General features: G+C 59.1%; 24 protein-coding genes, 1 pseudogene and 1 other annotated feature. Of the genes and pseudogenes, 14 read left to right on the top strand and 11 right to left on the bottom strand.

Features of this window, described 5'->3' with window-relative positions; genetic code table 11:
• Positions 1-22: 22 nt before the first annotated feature.
• A complete protein-coding gene (locus H8790_RS06705) occupies positions 23-646 on the bottom strand; it encodes a stage II sporulation protein M (RefSeq protein ID WP_187334109.1) in 624 nt (207 codons plus the stop codon).
• Entirely contained in the window at positions 643-2,142 is a 1,500-nt protein-coding gene (gene gltX / locus H8790_RS06700) for a glutamate--tRNA ligase (RefSeq protein WP_187334108.1), read from the bottom strand. The genes H8790_RS06705 and gltX overlap by 4 nt, the downstream gene beginning before the upstream one ends.
• 234 nt (positions 2,143-2,376) lie before the next feature.
• On the opposite strand from gltX, the gene H8790_RS06695 reads away from it, so the two are divergent.
• Positions 2,377-3,438 carry a M42 family metallopeptidase gene (locus H8790_RS06695; protein WP_187334107.1) on the top strand — a complete coding sequence of 354 codons (1,062 nt, stop codon included), beginning with the start codon at positions 2,377-2,379 and terminating at the stop codon, positions 3,436-3,438.
• A gap of 74 nt (positions 3,439-3,512) precedes the next feature.
• Here the strand turns inward: H8790_RS06695 and H8790_RS06690 are convergent, their stop codons facing one another.
• Both H8790_RS06690 and H8790_RS06685 read right to left on the bottom strand, forming a co-directional pair.
• A complete protein-coding gene (locus H8790_RS06690) occupies positions 3,513-3,833 on the bottom strand; it encodes a hypothetical protein (protein ID WP_187334106.1) in 321 nt (106 codons plus the stop codon).
• Between the two features lie 46 nt (positions 3,834-3,879).
• Positions 3,880-4,389: a hypothetical protein gene (locus tag H8790_RS06685; protein ID WP_187334105.1), complete on the bottom strand. Its 510-nt coding sequence runs from the start codon at positions 4,387-4,389 to the stop codon at positions 3,880-3,882.
• A gap of 284 nt (positions 4,390-4,673) precedes the next feature.
• Here H8790_RS06685 and trpS point away from each other — a divergent pair, with 284 nt between their 5' ends.
• The 4 genes from trpS to H8790_RS06665 are packed head-to-tail and all read left to right on the top strand — an operon-like array spanning position 4,674 to position 8,737.
• A complete protein-coding gene (gene trpS, locus H8790_RS06680; protein WP_187334252.1) occupies positions 4,674-5,675 on the top strand; it encodes a tryptophan--tRNA ligase in 1,002 nt (333 codons plus the stop codon).
• 13 nt (positions 5,676-5,688) lie between these two features.
• Entirely contained in the window at positions 5,689-6,822 is a 1,134-nt protein-coding gene (locus H8790_RS06675; protein WP_187334104.1) for a glycosyltransferase family 4 protein, read from the top strand.
• Positions 6,822-7,964: a non-hydrolyzing UDP-N-acetylglucosamine 2-epimerase gene (gene wecB / locus H8790_RS06670; RefSeq protein WP_187334103.1), complete on the top strand. Its 1,143-nt coding sequence runs from the start codon at positions 6,822-6,824 to the stop codon at positions 7,962-7,964. Before H8790_RS06675 ends, wecB begins: the two co-directional genes overlap by 1 nt.
• Before the next feature lie 20 nt (positions 7,965-7,984).
• Entirely contained in the window at positions 7,985-8,737 is a 753-nt protein-coding gene (locus H8790_RS06665; RefSeq protein ID WP_187334102.1) for a hypothetical protein, read from the top strand.
• Positions 8,738-8,774: 37 nt separating this feature from the next.
• Here H8790_RS06665 and H8790_RS06660 read toward each other — a convergent pair whose 3' ends face one another.
• From H8790_RS06660 to nth, 4 genes are all read right to left on the bottom strand, one after another.
• Entirely contained in the window at positions 8,775-9,173 is a 399-nt protein-coding gene (locus H8790_RS06660; RefSeq protein ID WP_187334101.1) for a hypothetical protein, read from the bottom strand.
• Positions 9,174-9,176: 3 nt separating this feature from the next.
• Positions 9,177-9,566 (bottom strand): hypothetical protein, encoded by a 390-nt coding sequence (locus tag H8790_RS06655; RefSeq protein ID WP_187334100.1) that lies wholly within the window; start codon positions 9,564-9,566, stop codon positions 9,177-9,179.
• A 12-nt stretch (positions 9,567-9,578) separates the two neighbouring features.
• Positions 9,579-9,830 (bottom strand): hypothetical protein, encoded by a 252-nt coding sequence (locus H8790_RS06650; RefSeq protein WP_187334099.1) that lies wholly within the window; start codon positions 9,828-9,830, stop codon positions 9,579-9,581.
• A 109-nt stretch (positions 9,831-9,939) separates the two neighbouring features.
• The gene (gene nth, locus H8790_RS06645) at positions 9,940-10,578 is read right to left on the bottom strand and encodes an endonuclease III (RefSeq protein WP_187334251.1); all 639 of its coding nucleotides are present in this window, start codon (positions 10,576-10,578) and stop codon (positions 9,940-9,942) included.
• 152 nt (positions 10,579-10,730) lie between these two features.
• Here nth and H8790_RS06640 point away from each other — a divergent pair, with 152 nt between their 5' ends.
• Positions 10,731-11,996 carry a replication-associated recombination protein A gene (locus tag H8790_RS06640; protein WP_187334098.1) on the top strand — a complete coding sequence of 422 codons (1,266 nt, stop codon included), beginning with the start codon at positions 10,731-10,733 and terminating at the stop codon, positions 11,994-11,996.
• Here H8790_RS06640 and H8790_RS06635 read toward each other — a convergent pair.
• The gene (locus H8790_RS06635; RefSeq protein WP_187334097.1) at positions 11,980-12,906 is read right to left on the bottom strand and encodes a S1 RNA-binding domain-containing protein; all 927 of its coding nucleotides are present in this window, start codon (positions 12,904-12,906) and stop codon (positions 11,980-11,982) included. The two genes, H8790_RS06640 and H8790_RS06635, sit on opposite strands and share 17 nt — an antisense overlap.
• 91 nt (positions 12,907-12,997) lie before the next feature.
• Between H8790_RS06635 and H8790_RS06630 the strand changes: the two genes are divergently transcribed.
• The 5 genes and pseudogenes from H8790_RS06630 to H8790_RS06610 all read left to right on the top strand — a co-directional run bounded on the left by H8790_RS06630 (position 12,998) and on the right by H8790_RS06610 (position 18,463).
• Entirely contained in the window at positions 12,998-13,189 is a 192-nt protein-coding gene (locus H8790_RS06630) for a DUF951 domain-containing protein (protein WP_187334096.1), read from the top strand.
• A gap of 155 nt (positions 13,190-13,344) precedes the next feature.
• Positions 13,345-14,190 (top strand): annotated as a pseudogene (locus H8790_RS06625) (sigma-E processing peptidase SpoIIGA); the annotation flags it as partial.
• 82 nt (positions 14,191-14,272) lie between these two features.
• Positions 14,273-14,944: an RNA polymerase sporulation sigma factor SigE gene (gene sigE / locus H8790_RS06620; RefSeq protein ID WP_404821716.1), complete on the top strand. Its 672-nt coding sequence runs from the start codon at positions 14,273-14,275 to the stop codon at positions 14,942-14,944.
• 67 nt (positions 14,945-15,011) lie between these two features.
• Positions 15,012-15,238 (top strand) — a binding site (T-box leader).
• Between the two features lie 39 nt (positions 15,239-15,277).
• Complete coding sequence (locus H8790_RS06615; protein ID WP_187334095.1) at positions 15,278-15,793, top strand: YcxB family protein; 516 nt, start codon at positions 15,278-15,280, stop codon at positions 15,791-15,793.
• 27 nt (positions 15,794-15,820) lie between these two features.
• The gene (locus H8790_RS06610) at positions 15,821-18,463 is read left to right on the top strand and encodes a valine--tRNA ligase (protein WP_187334094.1); all 2,643 of its coding nucleotides are present in this window, start codon (positions 15,821-15,823) and stop codon (positions 18,461-18,463) included.
• A gap of 199 nt (positions 18,464-18,662) precedes the next feature.
• Here H8790_RS06610 and H8790_RS06605 read toward each other — a convergent pair whose 3' ends face one another.
• Positions 18,663-19,082 (bottom strand): YjdF family protein, encoded by a 420-nt coding sequence (locus H8790_RS06605; RefSeq protein ID WP_187334093.1) that lies wholly within the window; start codon positions 19,080-19,082, stop codon positions 18,663-18,665.
• A 305-nt stretch (positions 19,083-19,387) separates the two neighbouring features.
• On the opposite strand from H8790_RS06605, the gene H8790_RS06600 reads away from it, so the two are divergent.
• The 3 genes from H8790_RS06600 to H8790_RS06590 are packed head-to-tail and all read left to right on the top strand — an operon-like array spanning position 19,388 to position 20,840.
• Positions 19,388-19,708, top strand: coding sequence for an STAS domain-containing protein (locus tag H8790_RS06600; protein WP_187334092.1), 321 nt, complete (start codon positions 19,388-19,390; stop codon positions 19,706-19,708).
• Complete coding sequence (spoIIAB, locus tag H8790_RS06595; protein WP_187334091.1) at positions 19,705-20,142, top strand: anti-sigma F factor; 438 nt, start codon at positions 19,705-19,707, stop codon at positions 20,140-20,142. The genes H8790_RS06600 and spoIIAB overlap by 4 nt, the downstream gene beginning before the upstream one ends.
• Positions 20,139-20,840 (top strand): sigma-70 family RNA polymerase sigma factor, encoded by a 702-nt coding sequence (locus tag H8790_RS06590; protein ID WP_187334090.1) that lies wholly within the window; start codon positions 20,139-20,141, stop codon positions 20,838-20,840. Before spoIIAB ends, H8790_RS06590 begins: the two co-directional genes overlap by 4 nt.
• Here the strand turns inward: H8790_RS06590 and H8790_RS06585 are convergent.
• Positions 20,737-21,585, bottom strand: a complete 849-nt coding sequence (locus tag H8790_RS06585; RefSeq protein ID WP_187334089.1) for a TIGR03915 family putative DNA repair protein — start codon at positions 21,583-21,585, stop codon at positions 20,737-20,739. The genes H8790_RS06590 and H8790_RS06585 overlap by 104 nt on opposite strands.
• Between the last annotated feature and the right edge of the window lie 18 nt (positions 21,586-21,603).

Here is a 21,603-nt window from a genome sequence, read left to right as displayed (position 1 = left end):
ACTCCTTTTGCCGCAAGCGGCATCAAATTGGAAGAAAGAACGAGGTCAGCCAGGGGGTGACATACGCCTCCATCAACGCGGCAACGGCCAGCAGCGGCAGCACAGGGAAGAGGTAGAGCCGTGCGGCGTCGGAAAGGCACTGGAGCATGGGAGGGATGCCCTCCCGGCCGAGGCACCGCCCGGTGATCTGGCGGCATAACTCCAGCCCCGCGGTAAAGGAGATCACCAGAGCAGGCAGCTCAAAGATGCCGTGGGGCAAAAGCGCGGCCAGGAACAGCAGCGGCGAAAGGCCGCTGACGGCGTAGTAGGCCGCCATGGCGCCGATCAGCGTCGCATTGATCCCAAGCGTGGCCGCCGGCAGATAGAGGAAGGGGATCAGGCCGTAGCTGATGGCATAGAAGCAGGCGGTCAGGTTATTTCGAAGGAGGGCGCCGGCGGAAATTGTGCCAGTTTCATTCACTACATCGCCGTCCATCAGATACCCCATAAAGAAGTCCATCACCCGGTTCAAAAGCTCCGGAAAAGCCAAGCTGACACCAAAGCCGATGACCGTCAGGATCAAGAAGGCGATGGCGGTGCGCGCCAGGGCGGAGGAAAATCCGCTTCTCCATTGCTGGCGCAGCAATGCCCACTGCTCTGCAATCATTGCAGTTTGGAGAGCCCGGCGTTCAGGCGGCGCAGGGTCTCTTCCTTCCCTAAGATGTGGCAGATTTCCACGGCTCCGCCAGGAGTGACCAGCTTGCCGGCGGCGGCAATGCGCACGGGCCACATCAGCGTGGCGTTTTTCACCTCCAGCTGAGCGGCAAGGCCGATCAGGGCATCGTGGATGGCCTCGGAGGTCCACTGGGGCAGAGCCTCCAGCACCGGAATGGCCGCCTCTAACATCCGCGCGGAGACGGATTCGTCGGTCTTGGATTTCTTGTTGACATAAAACTCTTTTCCGTAGGCGGGAAGCGCGTCGAAGAAGTCCACCTTTTCCGGAATATCGCTGAGCCGCTCGCACCGGGCCTGGAGCAGGGCGGCGATCTCCGGAACCGACAGCGCAGGATTTTTCACGCTCTGGCGGATGTAGGGCTCCGCCACTTTTGCAAAATCCTCGGGAGAGAGGCTGCGGAGGTAAATTGCATTAAAGTGATCTAACTTTACAATATCAAAGATTGCAGGGGATTTGGAGATTCCGGAGATGTCGAATGCCTGCACCAGCTCCTGGAGGGAGAAGACCTCTTGCTCCGCTAACTCCCCCTTGGGAGACCAGCCCAGAAGGGCCACATAGTTGAGCACCGCCTCCGTCAGATAGCCCCGGGCGATCAGGTCCTCATAGGAGGGGTCGCCGTGCCGCTTGCTCATCTTGTTCTGGGCGTCCCGCATCACGGGGGAGCAGTGGACATAAGTTGGAATCTCCCAGCCGAACGCCTCATAGAGCAGGTTGTATTTCGGTGCGGAGGAAAGGTATTCGCTGCCCCGGACCACGTGGGTGATACCCATCAGGTGGTCGTCGATCACGTTGGCGAAATTGTAGGTGGGCAATCCGTCGGACTTGATGAGCACCTGGTCGTCCAGCGTCTCGTTGTCCACGGTGATGTCGCCGAAAATGGCATCGTGGAAGGTGGTAGTGCCGCCTCTTGGAATTTTTTGGCGGATGACATAGGGTTTGCCCGCGTCCAGGTTGGCCTGAATCTCCGCCTCGCTCAGTCGGGAGCAGCGGCCGTCGTATTTGTGGATGGAGACGCCGTCGGCCACGTCCACTTCCGCCGCGTCCTCCTTGTTGCAGAAGCAGCGGTAGGCAGCGCCTTTTTCGATCAGCAGCTCGGCATACTTCCCATAGAGGTCCCGGCGCTCCGTTTGGATATAGGGGCCCACGGGTCCGCCCACATCGGGGCCTTCATCGTGGTCCAGCCCGCACTCGGCCATTGTCTTGTAGATCACATCCACAGCGCCCTCCACCAGGCGGCCCTGGTCTGTGTCCTCAATGCGGAGGATAAAGGTGCCGCCGTGGCTGCGGGCGATGAGCCAGGTGTAGAGCGCGGTGCGCAGGTTGCCCACGTGCATGTATCCGGTGGGAGAGGGGGCGAAGCGGGTGCGGACCTTTCCCTTGGGAATGCGGGCCTCCATCTCGTCGAAAAAGGCTTTATCGATTGGCATGAACGGTTCCCTCCATAATTGGAATTTCAGTATAAATTTGAACAGTTTACATTATCGCTTTTGCTGAGTAGAATGTCAAGAAAAGGTTGGCCTCAGGTGCGGGAAAATCCAGTATGCGCGGCACTTTTTCAAAGCCTCCGCACAGGATCGCCCGATCGGCTTGCCGATTTTTTCCAAAGGGCGTATAATACTAAAAATAAGCTGAAAAAATGCTGCGGAAAGGAAATCACCTCTATGGAACTGAATGACCACAGGGACTTTTTGCTGAATACGGCGAAAACACTGCTCACCATTGACTCGCCAAGCGGCTTTACCCACCAGGTGACGGCGAAGGCGGAAGAGATCGCCCAGGGCCTGGGCTATGAGACCCGCCGCACCAACAAGGGCGGCCTGATCATCCTTGTGCCCGGACGTGAGCAGGGAAAACGGATCGGCCTGTGCGCCCACATCGACACACTGGGCCTCATGTGCCGGGCCGTCACCGAACGGGGAGAACTGATGCTCACAAAAATAGGCGGGCCTCAGCTTCCCACCCTGGACGGAGAGTACTGCCGGATCTACACAAGGGATGGCCGGGTGTATACCGGGACCATCCTCTCCCTTTCCCCCGCGTCCCACGTGTTTGACGACGCGCTGACCCGGCCCCGGGACGAGCAGAACATGTACGTGCGGTTGGACGAAAAGGTGCGGACCAGCGCCGACGTACAGGCGCTGGGGATTGAGGTGGGGGACTACATCTGCATGGACCCCAAGACCACCGTGACGCAGAGCGGCTTTTTGAAGTCCCGTTTCATCGACGATAAGGGATCGGTGGCCTGTCTTCTGACCCTCTTAAAGCTCATGTCGGCGAGCGGAATGCGGCCCCGGTATGATACGGAGATTCACTTCACCGTCTATGAGGAGGTGAGCCACGGAGCGGCCACCATACCGGCCGACCTGGACGAGCTCCTGGCGGTGGATATGGGCTGTGTGGGCCTGGACCTCACCTGCAGCGAGTACCAGGTGTCCATCTGCGCAAAGGACTCCGCCGGGCCCTATGACTATGATCTGGTTTCCCGCCTGATCCGGCTGGCCAAGGAGAACAATGTGGACTACGCCGTGGACGTCTACCCCCACTATACCTCCGACGTGGCGGTTGCCCTGCAGGCTGGCGGCGACATGAAGGCAGCCCTCATCGGCCCCGGAGTCCACGCTTCCCACGGCATGGAGCGGACCCACGTGGACGGCATGGTGGAGACGGTGAAGCTGACCGCCCTTTATTTGGAGTGCGGGGCGCCCGATGAGAGCATCCGATAGAACTGTGAAAAGGAGCAGGCGAAAGCCTGCTCCTTTTGATTGACCTCCCGCCGGGAAATCGTTTCTTCCCGGAATCATGAATTTCTGCAATAGCGGTGCACACGGTATAGAAAGACGCCGCTTAGTATCAGAAAGATCAGAAGCTGAAAAAATGCATGGAGCAGCGACAGACCAAAGATTGAAAGGCTGAGCGCCTCCTTTGAAAGCGCTTCGACGCATCCCAGCGTAATCACCGCGGCGGCGTAGGAGGCAAGCAGCCGCGCCGCAGCGCCTTTTTCATCCACCGGCTCCTGGTTCTGCATGGCCCGGTAAGTGTGGGAACTCACACGGACAAAAGCGGCCAGACTGGCGATGAGGAATCCCCCCAGGATCAGTCCAAGCAAAAACGAATACATGCCTTCCCTCCGCTCACGATTCCAAATCAATCAGACGGATTGCCGCTTACCGGCGCGGCGACTGCCTGATTTGGCCCTTATAAAAAGAACCACGGCGCTGATGACATCGATGCAGAATATAAACTGAAGCAGACCGCTCCAAATGGCAAGCCGTTTGGAAATCGTTCCGTCCGCACGGCATCTTGCCGCACCGGCAACCCCGATCAATCCTGTCAGAAGGATGGACAGGAGGTCGAATAGGAGCAAAAAAAACAGAAAGCCCCATGGTAAAGAGTGTGCTGAAGGACAAAAGACCCAGAACGAATATGAGGCCATAGGCCGGGATTTGCGCTGCCTTAACCACCATATTGCAAAAGCATATCTGTTCCGAATCCCATTTCCTCGAGATACTCAGAATGAGAAAGGCAATGCTGCAGGCAAAGGATAAGAGAAAGAGATGGGGCAAGAATCCAAACACTTCACCCACGTTTCCCAGGCCTTTGAGGAAGCACACCAGCCCGATCAGCAGAGAATAGGGAAATAGTGTGCATGGCAGTAAGAGAATCCATTTTTTCATGCCGCTCCACCTCAATCAAAAAATACTGCTCAGCGCTCCCTTGACCGCTTTTCCAATTTCATCTTATCATATCACTATGCCCAACTCAACGCAATCCGGTGAACTTGGCTGCCGGATTTATCCGCGGCATTTGAAACAGGGACTTCTGCCGGAATAGATTGCGCTTTTCCCTATATTGTGCTATACTACTTTGGATTCATTTTATGGATGCGCCGCTGATTTGGCGCAGGGCCGGAAGGATGGACAGCCTGCCGGCGATCAATCAAAACGAGGTGCTTGCAGTTATGGACGGCGAAATGAGAAAAAAGCGGATTTTCAGCGGAATTCAGCCCAGCGGGGAACTGACCCTGGGCTCATATATGGGGGCGATCAAAAACTGGGTGGCGCTGCAGGAGGAGTACGAGTGCGTGTACTGCATCGTGGATATGCACGCCATCACCGTGCGCCAGGTGCCGGCGGAGCTGCGGCGGCGGAGCGTGGCCCAGCTGGCCCAGTACATCGCCTGCGGCCTGGACCCGGAGAAGAACATCATGTTCATCCAGAGCCACGTGCCCCAGCACGCGGAGCTGAGCTGGGTGCTGGGCTGCTACACCCAGTTCGGCGAGCTCTCCCGGATGACCCAGTTTAAGATGAAATCCAAGCAGCACGCGGACAACATCACCGCCGGGCTGTTCACCTATCCTGTTCTGATGGCGGCGGACATCCTGCTCTATCAGGCGGACCTGGTGCCCGTGGGCGAGGACCAGAAGCAGCATGTGGAGCTGTGCCGGGACATTGCCCAGCGCTTCAACGGCGTGTACAGCGAGACCTTTACCCTTCCGGAGCCCTTCATCCCCAAGTTAGGCGCCCGGATCATGAGCCTGGGCGATCCCAGCAGCAAAATGAGCAAATCCGACCCCGACGGCTGCGTTTACCTCATGGACAAGCCGGAGGAGGTCATGCGCAAATTCAAGCGGGCTGTCACCGACAGCGAGACCGCGGTAAAATATGACAAGGATGCCAAGCCCGGCATCTCCAATCTGCTGACCATCTACTGCGCCGCCACCGGCAAGACGCTGGAGCAGGCGGAGGAGGAGTTTGCGGGACAGGGCTACGGCATCTTCAAGCCCGCTGTGGGCGAGGCCGTGGTGGAGCTGCTGCGCCCCATCCGGGAGGAGAGCCAGCGCCTGATGGACGACAAAGCCTACCTGGAGAGCGTCTATCGCGCCGGCGCGGAGAAGGCAGGACGCATCGCCGACAGGACCCTCTCCAAAGTGTACCGCAAAGTCGGCTTTGTCGCGCGGTAAGAGGGCGTGGGAAATGGTTGAGAACAAACTCATGGCATACGTCATCCTGGCGCTGCTGGTGGCGCTGGTAGTCAGCTTTTTGATGTCCCCCCTGGTGAAGAAGTTTGCCTACCGGGTGGGGGCCATCGACGTGCCCAAGGACAACCGGCGTATGCACAAGGTCCCGATCCCGCGGCTGGGCGGCCTGGCCATTTTCATCGGCTTTGTGGTCAGCGCCCTGCTCTTTGCCGATATCACCCGACAGATGCAGGGAATCCTCATAGGGTCGGTGGTAATTGTGGTGCTGGGCGTGGTGGACGACATCACCCCGCTGCCCGCCAAGTTTAAATTCCTGGTGCAGATTTTCGCCGCCCTGATCCCGGTGTACCACGGCGTGGTGATCCGGGCGGTATCCAATCCCAATCTGTTCAGCGACAATGCCTATTGGCAGATGGGGGGCTTTTCCATCCCCATCACCGTGCTCTGGATCGTGGCCATCACCAACTCCGTCAACCTCATCGACGGGCTGGACGGCCTGGCCATCGGCGTTTCCGCCATTAGCGCCACCACTTTGCTGGTGATTGCCCTGATGCTTTCGGACATGCAGGTCGCCATCATCATGGCCGCGCTGGTGGGCGCCTGCCTTGGCTTCATGCCCTTCAACATGAACCCGGCCAAGATGTTTATGGGCGATACCGGCGCCACGTTCTTAGGGTATCTTTTGGCCACCATGTCCATCCAGGGGCTCTTTAAATTTTACGCAATCATCTCCTTTGCCGTGCCGTTCCTTATCCTGGGGCTGCCCATTTTCGACACGGCCTTTGCCTTCATCCGCCGCATCGCCCATGGGCAGAGCCCCATGCAGGCGGACCGCAGCCATGTGCACCACCGCCTCATCGATATGGGGCTGAACCAGAAGCAGGCGGTGGCCACGCTGTATGTGATCTCCGGTATTCTGGGCCTTTCTGCCGTGGTGCTGAGCACCAGCGGCGAGCTCAAGGCCATGGTGTTTTTGGTGGCGCTGTGCATTGTGGGCGCGGCTGCCGCCCGTGTGATGTTCCCCAAGGAGATCAAGGAGGAACTTCACGATGAGATGGAAGAGCTGAAGGAGCACGGCCGCAAACACGAGGAGAAGGACGGAGCTTCCGCAAAAGAGGAGGATGAGTGATGCTGCGTGTGATGAGCGTGTTCGGCACCCGGCCGGAGGCAATCAAGATGGCGCCGCTGGTCAGGGAACTGGCCAGCCGTCCTGAGATCGAAAGCCTTTGCTGCGTGACGGCACAGCACCGCCAGATGCTGGACAGCGTATTGGAGGTCTTTGACCTCAAGCCCGACTGGGACCTGGACATTATGACGCCCCGCCAGACATTGTCCACCATTACCAGCAAATGCCTTCTGGGAATGGACGAGGCCATCGATGCCCTGAAACCGGATATGATCCTGGTCCACGGCGACACGTCCACCACCTTCGCCGGAGCCCTCTCCGCCTTTTATCACCAAGTGCCTGTGGGCCATGTGGAGGCCGGACTGCGAACCTATGACAAGTATTCTCCCTTTCCAGAGGAAATGAACCGCAAACTGGTGACTTCCATCGCGGACCTCTATTTCTGTCCCACAGTGAACAACAAGAAAAACCTGCTGAAAGAGGCGGTGGGGGAATCGGGTATCTTCATCACCGGCAATACGGTGATCGACGCCCTGAAGACCACCGTCCGGGAGGGATACCGCTTTTCCACCGAAGAGCTGAACCATCTGCCCTACGGGAAGAAGAAACTTCTGCTGGTCACCTGCCACCGCCGGGAAAACTACGGTGAGCCCATGCGCAACATCATGCTGGCCCTGCGTCAGATTGCTGAGGAGAACGAGGACGTGGAGTTGGTCTATCCGGTGCACCTCAGTCCGGTGGTGCGCCAGGCGGTGGACGAATACCTGCGGGGAGCGCCCCGCACCCACCTCATCGACCCGCTGCCCGCCGACGAGATGCACAACCTGATGGCCCGGTCCTACCTGGTGCTGACGGATTCCGGTGGACTGCAGGAGGAGGCGCCGGCCCTGGGCAAGCCCGTGCTGGTGCTGCGCAGGGAGACTGAGCGGCCGGAGGCCGTGGCCGCTGGGACGGTGAAGCTGGCCGGGGTGGACCGGGAGAAGATCGTCCAAATGGCGGAGGAGCTCATCCGCAGCAAGGAGGCCTATGCCAGGATGGCCAGGGCCGTCAACCCCTATGGCGACGGATTTGCCTGCCGCAGGATTGCCGACGCGATCCTCTGGTATTTTGGAAAAAGCCAGACCCGTCCGGAGGACTACCGCTGAGGAGCGAAAAGGAGGGACTTGTGAACCGGAAAAAAGACCTGCCGCTGTTTGCGGCAGTCGCGCTGCTTGTCCTTCTGGTCTGCGGGCTGCTGATTCGCAACAGCCTGCCCAACACGCCCCATCTTCAGCTGCCTGAGGCCGGGGCGTCCTCCTCTGCCGCGGAGGACCCGTCCGGGGAGGAGGACACCCTGATCCGTGTGGAGGTGACGCCGGAGACGGTGCAGGATGTGATTGCAACGTTGGAGCGGCCCACCGACTATACACGCTCCATCACCACGGAGACCATCTGGAGCGGGGGCAGCAGCAGGACAGAGCTGACGGTGACGCTCAGCAGAGGGTGGACCCGTGTGGACGCGGTCCTGCCCAGCGGCACCACCCGCCACTCCATCACCGATGGAGAGACCACCTACGTCTGGTACGACAGTTCGCTCTCCTATTTTACCGGAAAAGCGGGAGACATCTCCTCGGACAACGAGCAGCACATCCCCACCTATGAGGACATCCTGTCTCTGCGTGTGGAGGAGATCGCGGCCGCCGATTACCGGAACCTTTCAGACATTTACTGCATCTATGTGGAGACTGTACCGGATGAAAACGGATATGTGCTCCGCTATTGGGTGGAGGTGAACACCGGGCTTCTGATCGCCTCGGAATGGCTTCAGGACGGTGCCACGATCTACCGGATGGGCTCTCCCACGGCGGATAGTGCCAACATTACCGAGGAACAATTCACCCTGCCCGACGGGACGGTGCTCCACTCGCCCAACGCATGAGAAAAAAGCAGCCGCTTACAAAAAGCGGCTGCTTTTTTTACAGGATCAGCATTAGCCCCAGTGCAATCAGGAGCTCTTCTTCCGCGCCTTCTTCAAATAGAAAAAAAAGGATCAGCAGCAACAGCAAATCCCCGGTGTCCACATTGTCCAGGTGCAGCTGGTCCAGGAGCTTGCGCAGCGCTCCGGTGATGAAGCCGGAGCGGGGGTCCCTCCCGCTGTGAGGGGGCGGCTCCTGGTGGGGCGGCGCTTCTTCGTGGGGCGGCGGTTCATGATGTTCCTGCCGCTCCTGATGCGCCTGTTCCCGTGGCCCTTGATGCGGCGGCTCCTGGTGGGGTGATTCGCCCCGGCCGGGAGGGGAGGGCTGGCGGGAGGCGGGTTCCTCCTCCTGCACGCGGGTATAACTGCCCTGATCGTTTCGAATATAGCGGTTATACATCCTCTAAGCCTCCCAGTTGGTAAAGAACTGCTTTGCCAGGTGGATCATCCGCGCCAACTGCAATGCCCGGTCCACTTTGTCCTGCCGCTCCGGTTTCAGGAAAGGGCGCAGCGCGTACAGCAGCTGGGCGGATTCGCTGTTACCTCCGGCATTTTGTAGCAGGGGAAGCAGTTTCCCGATGAGGTTTGGGTCCAGTCCGCCCAATAGTCCGCTCAGGGGCGAGGAATCGGCCGCGGGCGGTGCTGCGGAGGCAGCAGGTGCGGGGGGCGGCGGAGGCGGCGGTGCGGCCGAATTCCCGTTTTGGGCGGAAAAGGACTGGGCCAGCTGCATGATCTGGGCCATGCTGGAGGGATCATTCAGCAGCGCATTCAGTTTATCTTCAAATTCAGCCACACAACCCCGCCTTTACTTGGGAATAGACTCGTTGATCCTGCGGATCAGATCTGCGCCTTCCGGACTTTGCATCACTTGATTGACCATCCGCACCATGTCGGAGGTATTGCCTTTTGCGGCAGACATGGCGGCCTTTTGCAGCGCCGCGCCTCCGTCTGACTGGGTCAGCCGCTGCATCAGTGCCTGGCCGTCCCGCGAGCGCATCAGCGCCTGCAGCGCGGCCTGGTTGCCCTTGAGCTTTTCAACCAGTTCCTTGTTGTCCATGGAAACACTCCTCTCTGTAATTACAGTCTATGCTGGAAACGAAAAAAAGTGTCTGCCGTAGCGGCAGACACTTCCTGTTTGAACCAAATTTACGGAAAAGAGCAGCGGCTTATTTCTTTGCCTTGGCATAGGCGCAGTCGCGGCTGAGGGTGCAGCTTTCGCACTTGGGGTTTCTGGCGGTGCACACGGCGCGGCCGTGGAGGACCATGCGGTGGCAGAAGTCCGAGGACTCCTCCGGCGGCAGGCAGGCACGCAGCTGGCGCTCCACGGAGAGGGGGTCTTTGCTGCCGTCCGTCAGGCCCAGCCGCCCGGTGATGCGGATGCAGTGGGTGTCGCACACATAGGCGGGCTGGTGGTAGATATCGCCCAAGATCAAATTGGCGGTTTTACGGCCGATCCCCGGCAGGCTGGTCAATTCCTCCATGGTGCCGGGCACCTTCCCGCCAAACTTGTTCACCAACACCTTGGCACACTCCACCAGATCCTTGGACTTGGTGTTGAAAAAGCCGCAGGAGCGTATGTATTCTCCCACCTCCGCCGGGTCGGCCTCGGCAAAGCTCTCTAACGTGGGGAAGCGGGCAAAAAGCGCCGGAGTAACCTGGTTGACCCGGGCGTCGGTGCACTGGGCGGCCAGGCGCACGGAGAAGAGAAGCTCATAGTCCTTTTGATAATCCAAAGAGCAGAGGGCGTCCGGATAAAGGGCCTTCAGCTCCTCAATGATTCGTTTGACAGATGCTCGCAATGCAATCACCTCATTTGTAGAGTTTCCCGGCAGCCGGGTAAAACGATTGATGCTATTATACCACAGGATTCGACGGTTGGCGAGGGAAAAAAGGGATGCAAAATCAGGACAGCTGTGTTACAATGTAGCGGATATGGAATTGGAGAGGAGGGAAGGCCATGAACCGGCCCCTTGCGGATGAAATCCGTCCCCGGACACTGGACGAAGTGGTGGGGCAAACCCATCTCCTCGCTCCCGGAGCTGTGCTGCGCCGGATCATTGAGAGCGGGACCAATGCCAACATGGTATTCTACGGCCCTTCCGGTACGGGCAAGACCACTGTGGCGAACCTGATTGCCCAGCGGACCAACCGCACGCTGTACCGGCTCAACGCCACCACCGCGTCCTTGCAGGACATCAAGGGGATCATCGCCGATGTGGGGACGCTGATGGCCCCCGGCGGGGTGCTGCTCTATCTGGACGAGATCCAGTACTTTAATAAAAAGCAGCAGCAGAGCCTGCTGGAATTCATGGAGAACGGGAAGATCACCCTGATCGCCTCCACCACAGAGAACCCATATTTTTACATCTACAGTGCGCTTTTATCCCGCAGCACCGTGTTTGAATTCAAGCAGGTCCCGCCGGAGGAAGTGGAGCGGGCTGTCCTGAGGGGCCTGGAGATCGAGGGGCATCGACTGGGGCTGGAGATCAACTGGGAGAAAGAGGTCCCTCTCCAGATCGCCACCGCCTGCGGCGGCGATGTGCGCAAGGCCATCAATGCGGTGGAGCTGCTGTGCCAGTCGGCGATTCCGGAGAACGGGAAGCTGAAACTGACAAGCGAAGATGCCTTACAGGTCGCGCAGCGCAGCGCCATGCGCTACGATAAGGATGGGGACGCCCACTATGACATCCTCTCCGCGCTGCAAAAGTCCATCCGCGGATCGGACCCGGACGCCGCGGTTCACTATCTGGCCAGGCTCCTGGAGGCGGGAGACCTGCTCTCGCCCTGCCGGCGGCTTTTGGTCATCGCGGCGGAGGACATCGGCCTTGCCTATCCCCAGGCCATCGTCATTACAAAGGCCTGCGTGGATGCGGCGGTGCAGCTGGGGCTTCCGGAGGCAAGGCTTCCTTTGGCGGAGGCAGCCGTTCTTTTGGCTACTGCGCCCAAATCCAACTCCGCCCACAACGCCATCATCGCCGCCATGGAGGACGTGGCCCACGGAAAGACCGGCGAGATTCCCCGCCAGCTGCAAAATGTCCATGCGGACACCACTGGCTTTGACAACAGGCAAAACTACAAATACCCCCATAACTACCCCAACCACTGGGTGGAGCAGCAGTATCTGCCCGACGCCATCCGGGGCGCCCGGTACTATGAGTACGCGGACAACAAGACGGAGCAGGCCGCCCGGCGCTATTGGGAGGAGATCAAAGGGAAGCGGTAAAGTCGGTCTCAATGGGGTCATGCTGAAACCCCGGCGGGGAGTAGCGCCACAGGGCAATTTGGCCGTCGGTGATCTGATAGGGGAGCTGAGGCAGGAAGGGCGGGAGCTTTTCGATGATCTGGAGCTTGATCTTCATGCGCTCCGGCTGCAGGCTCTTGATGAACACGGACACGCAGTCGCCTGGAGAAAAGCCCTCTTTCAGGTCCGCAAGGCCGGAAAGGTTGGGCTGGAGCTCCACAAAGATACCGTAGTCCTTGACGCTGCGGATAATCCCGCGGACGGTTTCGCCGGAATTGTAGCGGCTGGCGTTTTCCATCCAGGTGCCCAGCAGCTCCTTGTGGGTGAGCTGGAAGCGCTTGTTCTCCCGGTCCACGGCGGAGATCACCGCCCGGATCCGCTGGCCTGAGCGGAAGCGCTCGGCGGGGTGGGCGATGCGGGAGACAGAGATGTTTTCAATGGGCAAAAGCGAGACGATCCCACAGCCGATGTCCACGAAAGCGCCGAAGCTTTCCAGGTGTGTAACCCTGGCGTCGATCACCATGCCGGGCTCCAGGGCCTCCAAGAGATACGCCATGGCCCGCTCCTGGGCCTGGCGGCGTGAAAGACGGACCACCGGCGCGCCCTTTTCATCGGAGCGGATGGAGGAAACCGTGAAACAGACTGGTTTTCCCACCCGGGACAGCACGGCGATCTCCCGGTCGGAGCCGTTGATGGAGGGCAGCACGGCCTGGTCCCGGGAGATGAGGCCGGTGTATCCCCCTAAGGAAACATGCAGGTTATGCTGAGTGTCACAGCGCAGGACGATGCCCTCCAAAATGGCGCCGGACTCCTCAGCTGCTTTTAAATCATCCAACGAATAGGGCCCGGTCGAGCGGGACCCCTCTGGCAAAAACAATTTATTTTCTGGCATAGTCAACCATCCCATCCGCCGCCCAGTGCGGCTGTATTTATCCAATATATGCACTGCGGCGGGAGGGATTGATCGAGAAGGAGGCGGTATTTTGGAACTGCACCTGCACGACAAGGTGGAACTGAAAAAAGAACATCCCTGCGGCAGCAAAACCTGGGAGGTGCTCCGGGTGGGGATGGACATCAAGCTGCGCTGCCTCGGCTGCGGGCATGAGCTGATGCTGCCCCGCAGCAAGGTGGAAAAGAGTATCCGGAAAATCCTGACGGAGGAGGGTGGAAAATGAACAAAAAGGCAAGAGTCTTTGCGCTGATTCTGGCTGTGATCATGGCGCTTTCCCTGATTGCCTCCATGATTGTGCCCTACATCATATAAAAAGGAGAGCGTCCTGCGGGGCGCTCTCCTTTTTTGCGACCTCTTTTACGCACAGCTCGTTCTATAATGGGACCATCCTGTGGGGGGAGGTTTGCCATGACGGTCGTGTACATAGACAGCGTGTTCTTATTCAACATGCTGACGGACTATCTGATGCTGCTGTGCGCGGCCCATCTGGCCGGCATCCAGCTGCGCAGGGGGCGCTTTCTCCTGGCCGCCGCGGCGGGAGGAGCGTATGCGGTGGCGGTGTTTTTGCCAGGGTGCGCCTTTTTGACGGCGCTTCCCATCAAGGCGGCGGCCGGGGCGCTGGTGGCATTGATCGCCTACGGCGGGGAGCGGGCGCTGCTGCGGCTGACGCTTCTTTTTTTCGGCGTTTCCTGCGCTTTTGCGGGCTGTGTGCTGGCGCTTGGGCTGCTGGCCGGGCGCACGCCCATGGTCAGCGGGGTATTTTACACCCAGGTGGACGGGAAGATACTGCTCATTGCCTCCGCGGCAGCCTATGTGGTGCTGTCAGTGATTTTCCGCTCCGGTGCAAAGCACGGAGGGGACTTGGTGGGCGTCAGCGTGGAGCTGGCGGGAAGGCGGGTCTCCCTGACCGCCCTGTGCGATTCGGGGAATACGCTGCGCGACCCCATCTCCGGGCGGCAGATGCTGGTCGCCTGGGCGGAGCGGCTGAAGGAGCTGTGGCCCCCTGAATGGAGGGAGGCTCTGACGGCGGAGAGCCTGGCGGAGCCGGTGCAGGCCATGGAACAGCTGAACGACAAACGCTTTCGTCTGATTCCTTACCGCAGCGTAGGAGTCAGCAGTGGGCTTTTGCTGGCGGTGCGGTGCGACTGCGTCAGCGTAAACGGAGTGCGGTATCCTGACCTGCTGGTGGCGCTTTCTCCCTCGGAGGTCAGCGACGGCGGCGGGTATCATGCCCTCTGGGGCGGAGAGGTAAAGAAGGGAGCGAAACAACGTGCTGGAAAAATGGAGGCAGGGGCTCAGCCGTCTTCTGACCCGGTTGGGGCTGCTGCGGCCGGGAAAAATCATGTACATCGGGGGCAGCGATACGCTGCCGCCGCCTCTTTCCCGGGAGGCAGAGGCAAAGCTGCTGGAGCGGATCGGGGAGGAGGACGCGCGCCAGACACTGATTGAGCACAATTTGCGTCTGGTGGTCTACATCGCCCGCCGGTTTGAAAATACCGGCATCGGCATTGAGGACCTGATCTCCATTGGGACCATCGGGCTTATCAAGGCGGTGTCCACTTATCAGCCGGGGAAGAACATCAAGCTGGCCACCTATGCCTCCCGGTGCATTGAAAATGAAATTCTCATGTACCTGCGCAAAAATGCGTCCCGCCGGTCGGAAATCTCCTTTGACGAGCCGCTGAACACAGACTGGGACGGGAACGAGCTGCTGCTCTCTGACGTGCTGGGCACGGAGGAGGACACGGTGATGCGCCCCATCGAAGAGGTGGTGGACCGCAAGCTGCTCCACAGCGCGATCAGCACTCTGCCCCAGCGGGAAAAGGAGATCATCGTACTCCGCTTTGGGCTGGAAGGCCACCAGGAGCAGACTCAAAAAGAGGTGGCAAGCCGTTTGGGAATCTCCCAGTCCTACATCTCCCGGCTGGAAAAGCGGATCATACAGCGGCTGAAGAAAGAGATACTCCGCATGAGCTGAAAATAAAATGGACGCAATTCGTCATACTTGACAAAATTCCGGCGCTATATTATACTGATTCACGATATGAACTGCGATGAAGGGAAGCAGTACCTGTAGGGCGGAAGCAAAGAGAGGGGACGGCTGGTGCGAGTCCCCGTGACGCGGCAGGGAAGTCGTCCCGGAGCTTTGGGCTGAACAGGATGAGTAGGCGCCAACGGATTCCCCCGTTATCGGGAAGCGGCAGATTAGCCGGAAAAGTGCGGGAATTTCCCGAATTCAGGTGGTACCACGGATGATTGATCCGCCCTGAGCCAAACTTGGCTCAGGGCGTTCTTTTTTAAGGAGGAAGAGATGGAAGTTGTCACCCAGTATACGCTCCGGGACTTGATTGCCTTTCAGCGGATTTATGCCAAAACACTTGGCCGGCGCAAGACGCTGCTGATGCGTGGATTTTACTGCCTGTTCGGATTTTTGGGCCTGCTCAGCGGCTGCCTTTTGACCTATGCAGAGGGAAGACCTTCCGTACTGGTGGGGGTGGAACTGCTTGTCGGGGCGCTGTTCCTTTGCGCTGGGATTTTTTATTATCGCCTCACTGCCTGGAGCGCCAAACGGGTGATGCCCAAGGAGGTGCGGACCAACACCTTCCTCTTTGGGGAGGAGGAAATCACCATTCGGGATGAACTGGAGACCTCGAAGCTGCCCTATCGGGTCATCAAAACCTGGGGCGAGAGCCGTGAGCTGGTGGCCCTTTTCTTCAGCGATAAGCACGGGCTCCTGCTGCCGAAGCGGGATATCCCTGACCCGGAGGCCCTGCGGGCATTTTTGCAGGAAAAGCTCCCATGCGGGAGAGTGGACTTTGACTTATAATCACTACAGATATAGGAGATCAGACGTATGAAAAAAGAACTGCCAAAAGTGTATGAGCCCCAACAGGTGGAGTCCCGCATCTACCAGATGTGGATGGACGGCGGATGCTTCCGGGCCGAGCCGGATCCCAAGAAGAAGCCATTTTCCATTGTGATGCCGCCGCCCAACGTCACCGGGCAGCTGCATATGGGCCATGCCCTGGATTCCACCCTTCAGGATATCCTGACCCGCTTTAAGCGGATGCAGGGCTACTCCGCCCTGTGGCTGCCGGGCACTGACCACGCCGGCATCGCCACCCAGATCAAGGTGGAGGAGGAACTGCGCAAAAGCGAGGGGAAGACCCGCTATGACCTGGGCCGTGAGAAATTCCTGGAGCGGGTCTGGCAGTGGAAGGAGAAGTACGGCGGCCGCATTGTGCGCCAGCAGCAGAAGTTGGGCGTCTCCTGCGACTGGAGCCGCTCCCGCTTCACCATGGACGAGGGCTGCTCCAAGGCGGTCCGGGAGACCTTCTGCGGCCTCTACGAAAAGGGGTATATCTACAAGGGCAGCCGGATCATCAACTGGTGCCCCCACTGCACCACCGCGCTTTCCGACGCGGAGGTGGAGTATGTGGACAAGCCGGGCCACCTCTGGTATATCCGCTATCCGCTGAGCGACGGCTCCGGCGATTTGGTGGTGGCCACCACCCGTCCCGAAACCATGATGGGCGATACCGGCGTGGCCGTAAACCCGGAGGATGAGCGGTTCAAGGACCTGGTGGGCAAGACCTGCATCCTGCCCATTATGAACCGGGAGATTCCCATTGTGGCCGACGATTATGTGGAACTGGGCTTTGGCACCGGCGCCGTGAAGATGACCCCGGCCCATGATCCCAACGACTTTGAGGTGGGGCTGCGCCACAACCTGGAGGTCATCCGCGTCATCAACGACGACGGATTCATCAATGAAAACGGCGGCCCCTACAGTGGGATGGACCGCTATGAGTGCCGCCGGCAGATCATAAAGGACCTGGAGGACCAGGGCTATCTGGTGAAGACCGAGCCTTACAGCCACAATGTGGGCACCTGCTACCGCTGCCACAACGACGTGGAGCCGCTGATCTCCGCCCAGTGGTTCGTGAAGATGGAGCCCTTGGCCCAGGAGGCCCTGCGGGTAGTCCGGGACGGCGAGGTGAAGTTTGTCCCGGAGCGCTTCTCCAAGACCTATACCAACTGGATGGAAAATGTCCACGACTGGTGCATCTCCCGCCAGCTCTGGTGGGGCCATCAGATCCCCGCCTGGTACTGCGACGAATGCGGCCACATCAACGTCAGCCGGGAAGACCCGGTGCAGTGCGAGAAATGCGGCTGCACCCACCTGACAAGAGACCCGGACGTGCTGGACACCTGGTTCTCCTCCGCCCTGTGGCCCTTCTCCACCCTGGGCTGGCCGGAGAAGACAGAGGACCTCAAGTACTTCTACCCCACCTCCGTCATGGTGACGGGGTATGACATCATCTTCTTCTGGGTGGCCCGGATGATCTTCTCCGGATGCGAGCAGATGAAGGAGATTCCCTTCCACACCGTGCTGATCCATGGTTTGGTCCGGGACGACAAGGGCCGCAAGATGTCCAAGTCCCTGGGCAACGGCATCGATCCGCTGGAAATGGCGGAACAATACGGCGCCGATGCCCTGCGCTTTAACCTGATCACCGGCAACTCCCCGGGCAACGACACCCGGTTCTACACGGAAAAGTGCGAGGCCATGCGCAACTTTGCCAACAAGATCTGGAATGCCTCCCGCTTTGTGATGATGAATCTGAGCATTGAACACTGCCGCCTGCCGGAGCAGCTGGAATTGGAGGACAAGTGGGTTCTGAGCAAGCTGAACACCCTGGTGAAGGAAGTCACTGAAAACCTGGACAGCTATGAGATCGGCGTGGCCTCCGCCAAGGTCTACGATTTCATCTGGGACACCTACTGCGACTGGTATATTGAGCTGACCAAGACCCGTTTGAACGGCGAGGATGCCCAGAGTAAGCTGGCGGCGGAGCAGGTGCTGTGCTACGTGCTCACCCAGGTCCTCAAACTGCTGCACCCCTTCATGCCCTTCATTACGGAGGAAATCTGGCAGGCGCTGCCCCGCCTGGAGGGAGAGGAAGGCGCGTTCCTGATGACTTCCCAATGGCCCGAGTACCGGCAGGCGCTGGACTTCCCGGCAGAAGAGGCCGCCATGGAGGCGGTGATGGACACCATCAAGGCGATCCGCGCCCGCCGGGCGGAAATGAATGTGCCGCCCTCCAAAAAGGCTGAGCTGATCCTGTCCACGGAGGAGCCGGCCATCTACGAGCAGGGCGTCCACTTCATCACCCGGCTGGCCTTTGCCTCCGGGGTGAAGATTGTGGGCGAGGCGCCGGCGGACCTGGACGGTCTGGTGACCATTGTGACCCACAAGGCCACTGTGTATATCCCCCTGCGGGAACTGGTGGATTTTGAAAAGGAACTGGAGCGGATTGCCAAAGAAAAGGAAAAGGCGCAAAAGGGCCTGGCATCGGTGGAGGGCAAGCTGAAAAACGAAAAGTTTGTAGCCAACGCGCCGGAGGCCGTGGTCAACGCCGAACGGGAAAAGGCGGTGAAGTACCGGGAACTGATTGCCAAGTTAGAGGAGTCCGAGGCGGCAATGAAGAACTGACAAACCGTGCTTTGCACGGATAAACTGCCATGACAAAAGCCAATGGCCGAACGGCGGCGATCGGAATGCGGTGATAGATTGCCGCCGGCAGCCTGAAAAAAGAGAGGATGACTTATCATCCTCTCTTTTTATATCCCACAAAGGGAAGGGCCCGCGGAGAGACACTCTCTCCGCGGGCCCTTCCTCTGCCATATGAAGGTCAGTGTCCTCTGTGTTTTTCCCTGCGTTTTTCCTGGCGCAGGTCAAACCGGCGGTCTTTTTCCGCCTGCTGACGGGCGCGAATGCGGTCCGTGCGCTCTAATTTGCACTGTTCCCGCTGGCGCTGCAGGGCCTGCTGGGCTTTGGTGCCCACGCCGGAGGAGGAGAGCAGCTTTTCCACCTGCCGCCTGGCCCGCTTGGGGTTGGCGGCTTTTCTTCTCCCGCCGAAGCCCTCCACGGATGGGCTGAAGCGGAGATGGTCGTAGTGCCTGAGCAAAAACTCGTAAAGCTCGCCCTCCTTTGGCTCCGCGCCAAAGACGATTTTGCAGGCTTCCCATCTGCCCTCCGACCAGCGCTCAAAGACGCCCACCCAGAATGGAGGGTCAAAAAACACCGTGAGACTGGAACCGTTTGCTTCCATGGCAATTTCCTCCTTACATGCTGACACAAAGAAGGGACAACCAAGGAGGCAGGTTACTGATCCCAAAGGACGCCCGGACTACCAACCGGACTGTGTTTTTATCTTTGCAGTGTAATTCTACCATATCCCGCCCGGAGAGTCAAATTGCTCCAACGCGGTGAGGGCTGCGGATCAGATGCACTGCGGCAAAAAATCAGGCATTTTTTGATTTCCCGATCCGATGCTTAGAGGTTTCGACAAAAAACCGGAAGGGGGACATGCTATCATCGAAATCGGGGAATAATTTACCAAAAAGGAGCGTTTCCATGAAAATCAATGCAACAACGGTTGACCGGAACCTCCTGCTGGAATGCAGGGGAGAACTGGATCACAGCGGCGCCAAGGAGGCCATGCGGGAGCTGGATCTGGCGCTGGATGCGGCGCTGCCCCTTCGGCTTGTTTTGGATTTTTCCGGCATCACATTTATGGACAGCTCAGGCATTGCGCTGGTGTTGCGGGCGCACCACAAAATGCAGCTGTTCGGCGGAAACCTGGTGCTGTGCAACGTGCCGTCCCAGGCGATGCGGGTGCTGGATGCTGCGGGGATCAGCCGCATTGTGACCATTCGACAGGAGGAAAGACAATGAAAGCAATCAATTACATATCCATGGAATTCTTGAGCCGCAGCAGCAACGAGGGCTTCGCCCGTGTGGCTGTGGCAAGCTTTGCCACGCAGATGGACCCCACGCTGGACGAATTGGGCGACATCAAAACTGCAGTGAGCGAGGCAGTGACCAACGCCACCATCCACGCCTATCCGGATTCCCTGGGGAAGGTGCTGGTTCGGGCCAGGATATTTGAGGGCAACATCCTGGAAATCCTGGTACGGGACTGGGGCCGCGGCATTCCAGATGTGGAGCAGGCCCGCCAGCCTATGTTCACCACCGGCGGGGAGGAGCGCAGCGGCATGGGCTTCACCATCATGGAGAGCTTTATGGATCATCTGACGGTTCGCTCCAAGCCGGGAAAGGGGACCACTGTGGTCATGCGCAGGAAGATCGCGGTGCGGGCCCATCTATGAGCGCACAGGAGCTTCTGGAAGCTGCCCAGCAGGGAGACCAGGACGCCTGCGAACGGATGCTGAATGAAAACGCGGGTCTGATCTGGAGCATTGTGCGGAGGTATTACGGCCGCGGCGTGGAATCGGACGACCTCTACCAATTGGGCTGCCTCGGGTTTTTGAAGGCGGTCCGCGGATTTGACTTCCAGTACGGCACCTGTTTTTCCACCTATGCCGTTCCGAAAATCGCCGGGGAAATCCGTCGGTTTTTACGGGATGATGGGGCGGTAAAAGTATGCCGCAGTATACGGGAGCAAGGCCAAATGCTTTACAGGGAGCGGGAGCGGCTGCGGCGGGAGCTGGGCCGGGAGCCGGTCCTTTCGGAGTTGGCGGAGGCCACCGGGATGCGGGTGGAGGAGATCGCTCAGATCGACCTGGCCACCGAGGCGCCAGAATCGCTGCAGCAGGAACTGGCTGAAGGGCTGACGCTGGAAGGTGTGCTGGGTGGAGAGGCGCCGGAGGAGGGGCTGGTGGAAAAAATCGCCCTCCGGGAGGCCATAGACCGCCTGCCGGAAAAGGAGCGGATGACCATTTTGCTCCGCTTTTTCAAGGGCTTTACTCAGGAACAGACCGCCCGGGTGCTTGGGGTCTCTCAGGTGCAGGTATCCCGCCTGGAGCGGCGGGGCCTGCAACGGCTGCGGGAGAACTTTTCGCCTTAAAGTAAGAGGGCGGCTGAAATTCCGTCATGGTGTTCCAATAGCGCTTGGGCATCTGCGTCATGCGGCATTTGGGGTTGAAGCGCTCTTTGATGGCAATGGTGTCATAGAAGCGCTTCCAGAGGGTGCGGAAGGACGCCTCCTCTTCGTCCGGCGGCGCCATCTGGAAATCATTTAGGGGACGGATTTCCGATCTCCGGTCGGCATAGAGCAGCACCTCGTGATGGGTCCGGTCGTAGATGAAGAAGGTCTCATTTTGATAGCGGCCGCAGAAGTGGCCCCGCAGAATGGGGAGCACCCGGTTTTTCGGTTCGATTTCAGCGCCCAGAACGCCGGAAAATTCGGAGAACCGGACAAAGCCCCGCAGGAGCTGGGCCTCACCCTCCAGATGGCGGACAGCGGTGAAGATGGGGTAACAGACCTCGTCGGAAAACCGGCGGAGCAGCGGAGCCCCTACCCGATAGAGCTTTCGGATCAGCAGGTACAGGCGGTATTCCCGGTCCGGGAGGCAGGTCAGGAACCCCCTGCGGACCAAATTCCCAGCCTGGGGAGAAATCTTGATCAGGCTGCGGTAGACCCGCAGTGCGTGGGCCCGGTCGGTCTCCACGGTCCTGGTGGCAAACAGCACAGGTGCAAAGTCCTCATCGCTGCAGATAGCGGTGAGGACTTCTTTTCTTGTATAGCTTTCAAAGACGCAGCAGAGAAACCCCTCAAAGCTGCCGTCATATAGATAGACCAGTTCAGGCATTGTATCAATCCTTATCTT

The sequence above is a fragment of the Oscillibacter hominis genome (assembly GCF_014334055.1).
GTDB lineage: Bacteria > Bacillota > Clostridia > Oscillospirales > Oscillospiraceae > Oscillibacter > Oscillibacter hominis.
The sequence above is the reverse complement of the archived record's forward strand: the minus strand, read 5'-3'. Positions and strand labels throughout refer to the sequence as shown.

Excerpts from the sequence above, each read along its gene's own strand:
- H8790_RS06705 (WP_187334109.1), bottom strand. The coding sequence starts at position 646 with ATGATTGCAGAGCAGTGGGCATTGCTGCGCCAGCAATGGAGAAGCGGA.
- gltX (WP_187334108.1), bottom strand. The coding sequence starts at position 2,142 with ATGCCAATCGATAAAGCCTTTTTCGACGAGATGGAGGCCCGCATTCCC.
- H8790_RS06695 (WP_187334107.1), top strand. The coding sequence starts at position 2,377 with ATGGAACTGAATGACCACAGGGACTTTTTGCTGAATACGGCGAAAACA.
- H8790_RS06690 (WP_187334106.1), bottom strand. The coding sequence starts at position 3,833 with ATGTATTCGTTTTTGCTTGGACTGATCCTGGGGGGATTCCTCATCGCC.
- H8790_RS06685 (WP_187334105.1), bottom strand. The coding sequence starts at position 4,389 with ATGAAAAAATGGATTCTCTTACTGCCATGCACACTATTTCCCTATTCT.
- trpS (WP_187334252.1), top strand. The coding sequence starts at position 4,674 with ATGGACGGCGAAATGAGAAAAAAGCGGATTTTCAGCGGAATTCAGCCC.
- H8790_RS06675 (WP_187334104.1), top strand. The coding sequence starts at position 5,689 with ATGGTTGAGAACAAACTCATGGCATACGTCATCCTGGCGCTGCTGGTG.
- wecB (WP_187334103.1), top strand. The coding sequence starts at position 6,822 with ATGCTGCGTGTGATGAGCGTGTTCGGCACCCGGCCGGAGGCAATCAAG.
- H8790_RS06660 (WP_187334101.1), bottom strand. The coding sequence starts at position 9,173 with ATGTATAACCGCTATATTCGAAACGATCAGGGCAGTTATACCCGCGTG.
- H8790_RS06650 (WP_187334099.1), bottom strand. The coding sequence starts at position 9,830 with ATGGACAACAAGGAACTGGTTGAAAAGCTCAAGGGCAACCAGGCCGCG.
- H8790_RS06640 (WP_187334098.1), top strand. The coding sequence starts at position 10,731 with ATGAACCGGCCCCTTGCGGATGAAATCCGTCCCCGGACACTGGACGAA.
- H8790_RS06635 (WP_187334097.1), bottom strand. The coding sequence starts at position 12,906 with ATGCCAGAAAATAAATTGTTTTTGCCAGAGGGGTCCCGCTCGACCGGG.
- H8790_RS06615 (WP_187334095.1), top strand. The coding sequence starts at position 15,278 with ATGGAAGTTGTCACCCAGTATACGCTCCGGGACTTGATTGCCTTTCAG.
- H8790_RS06610 (WP_187334094.1), top strand. The coding sequence starts at position 15,821 with ATGAAAAAAGAACTGCCAAAAGTGTATGAGCCCCAACAGGTGGAGTCC.
- H8790_RS06605 (WP_187334093.1), bottom strand. The coding sequence starts at position 19,082 with ATGGAAGCAAACGGTTCCAGTCTCACGGTGTTTTTTGACCCTCCATTC.
- H8790_RS06600 (WP_187334092.1), top strand. The coding sequence starts at position 19,388 with ATGAAAATCAATGCAACAACGGTTGACCGGAACCTCCTGCTGGAATGC.
- spoIIAB (WP_187334091.1), top strand. The coding sequence starts at position 19,705 with ATGAAAGCAATCAATTACATATCCATGGAATTCTTGAGCCGCAGCAGC.
- H8790_RS06590 (WP_187334090.1), top strand. The coding sequence starts at position 20,139 with ATGAGCGCACAGGAGCTTCTGGAAGCTGCCCAGCAGGGAGACCAGGAC.
- H8790_RS06585 (WP_187334089.1), bottom strand. The coding sequence starts at position 21,585 with ATGCCTGAACTGGTCTATCTATATGACGGCAGCTTTGAGGGGTTTCTC.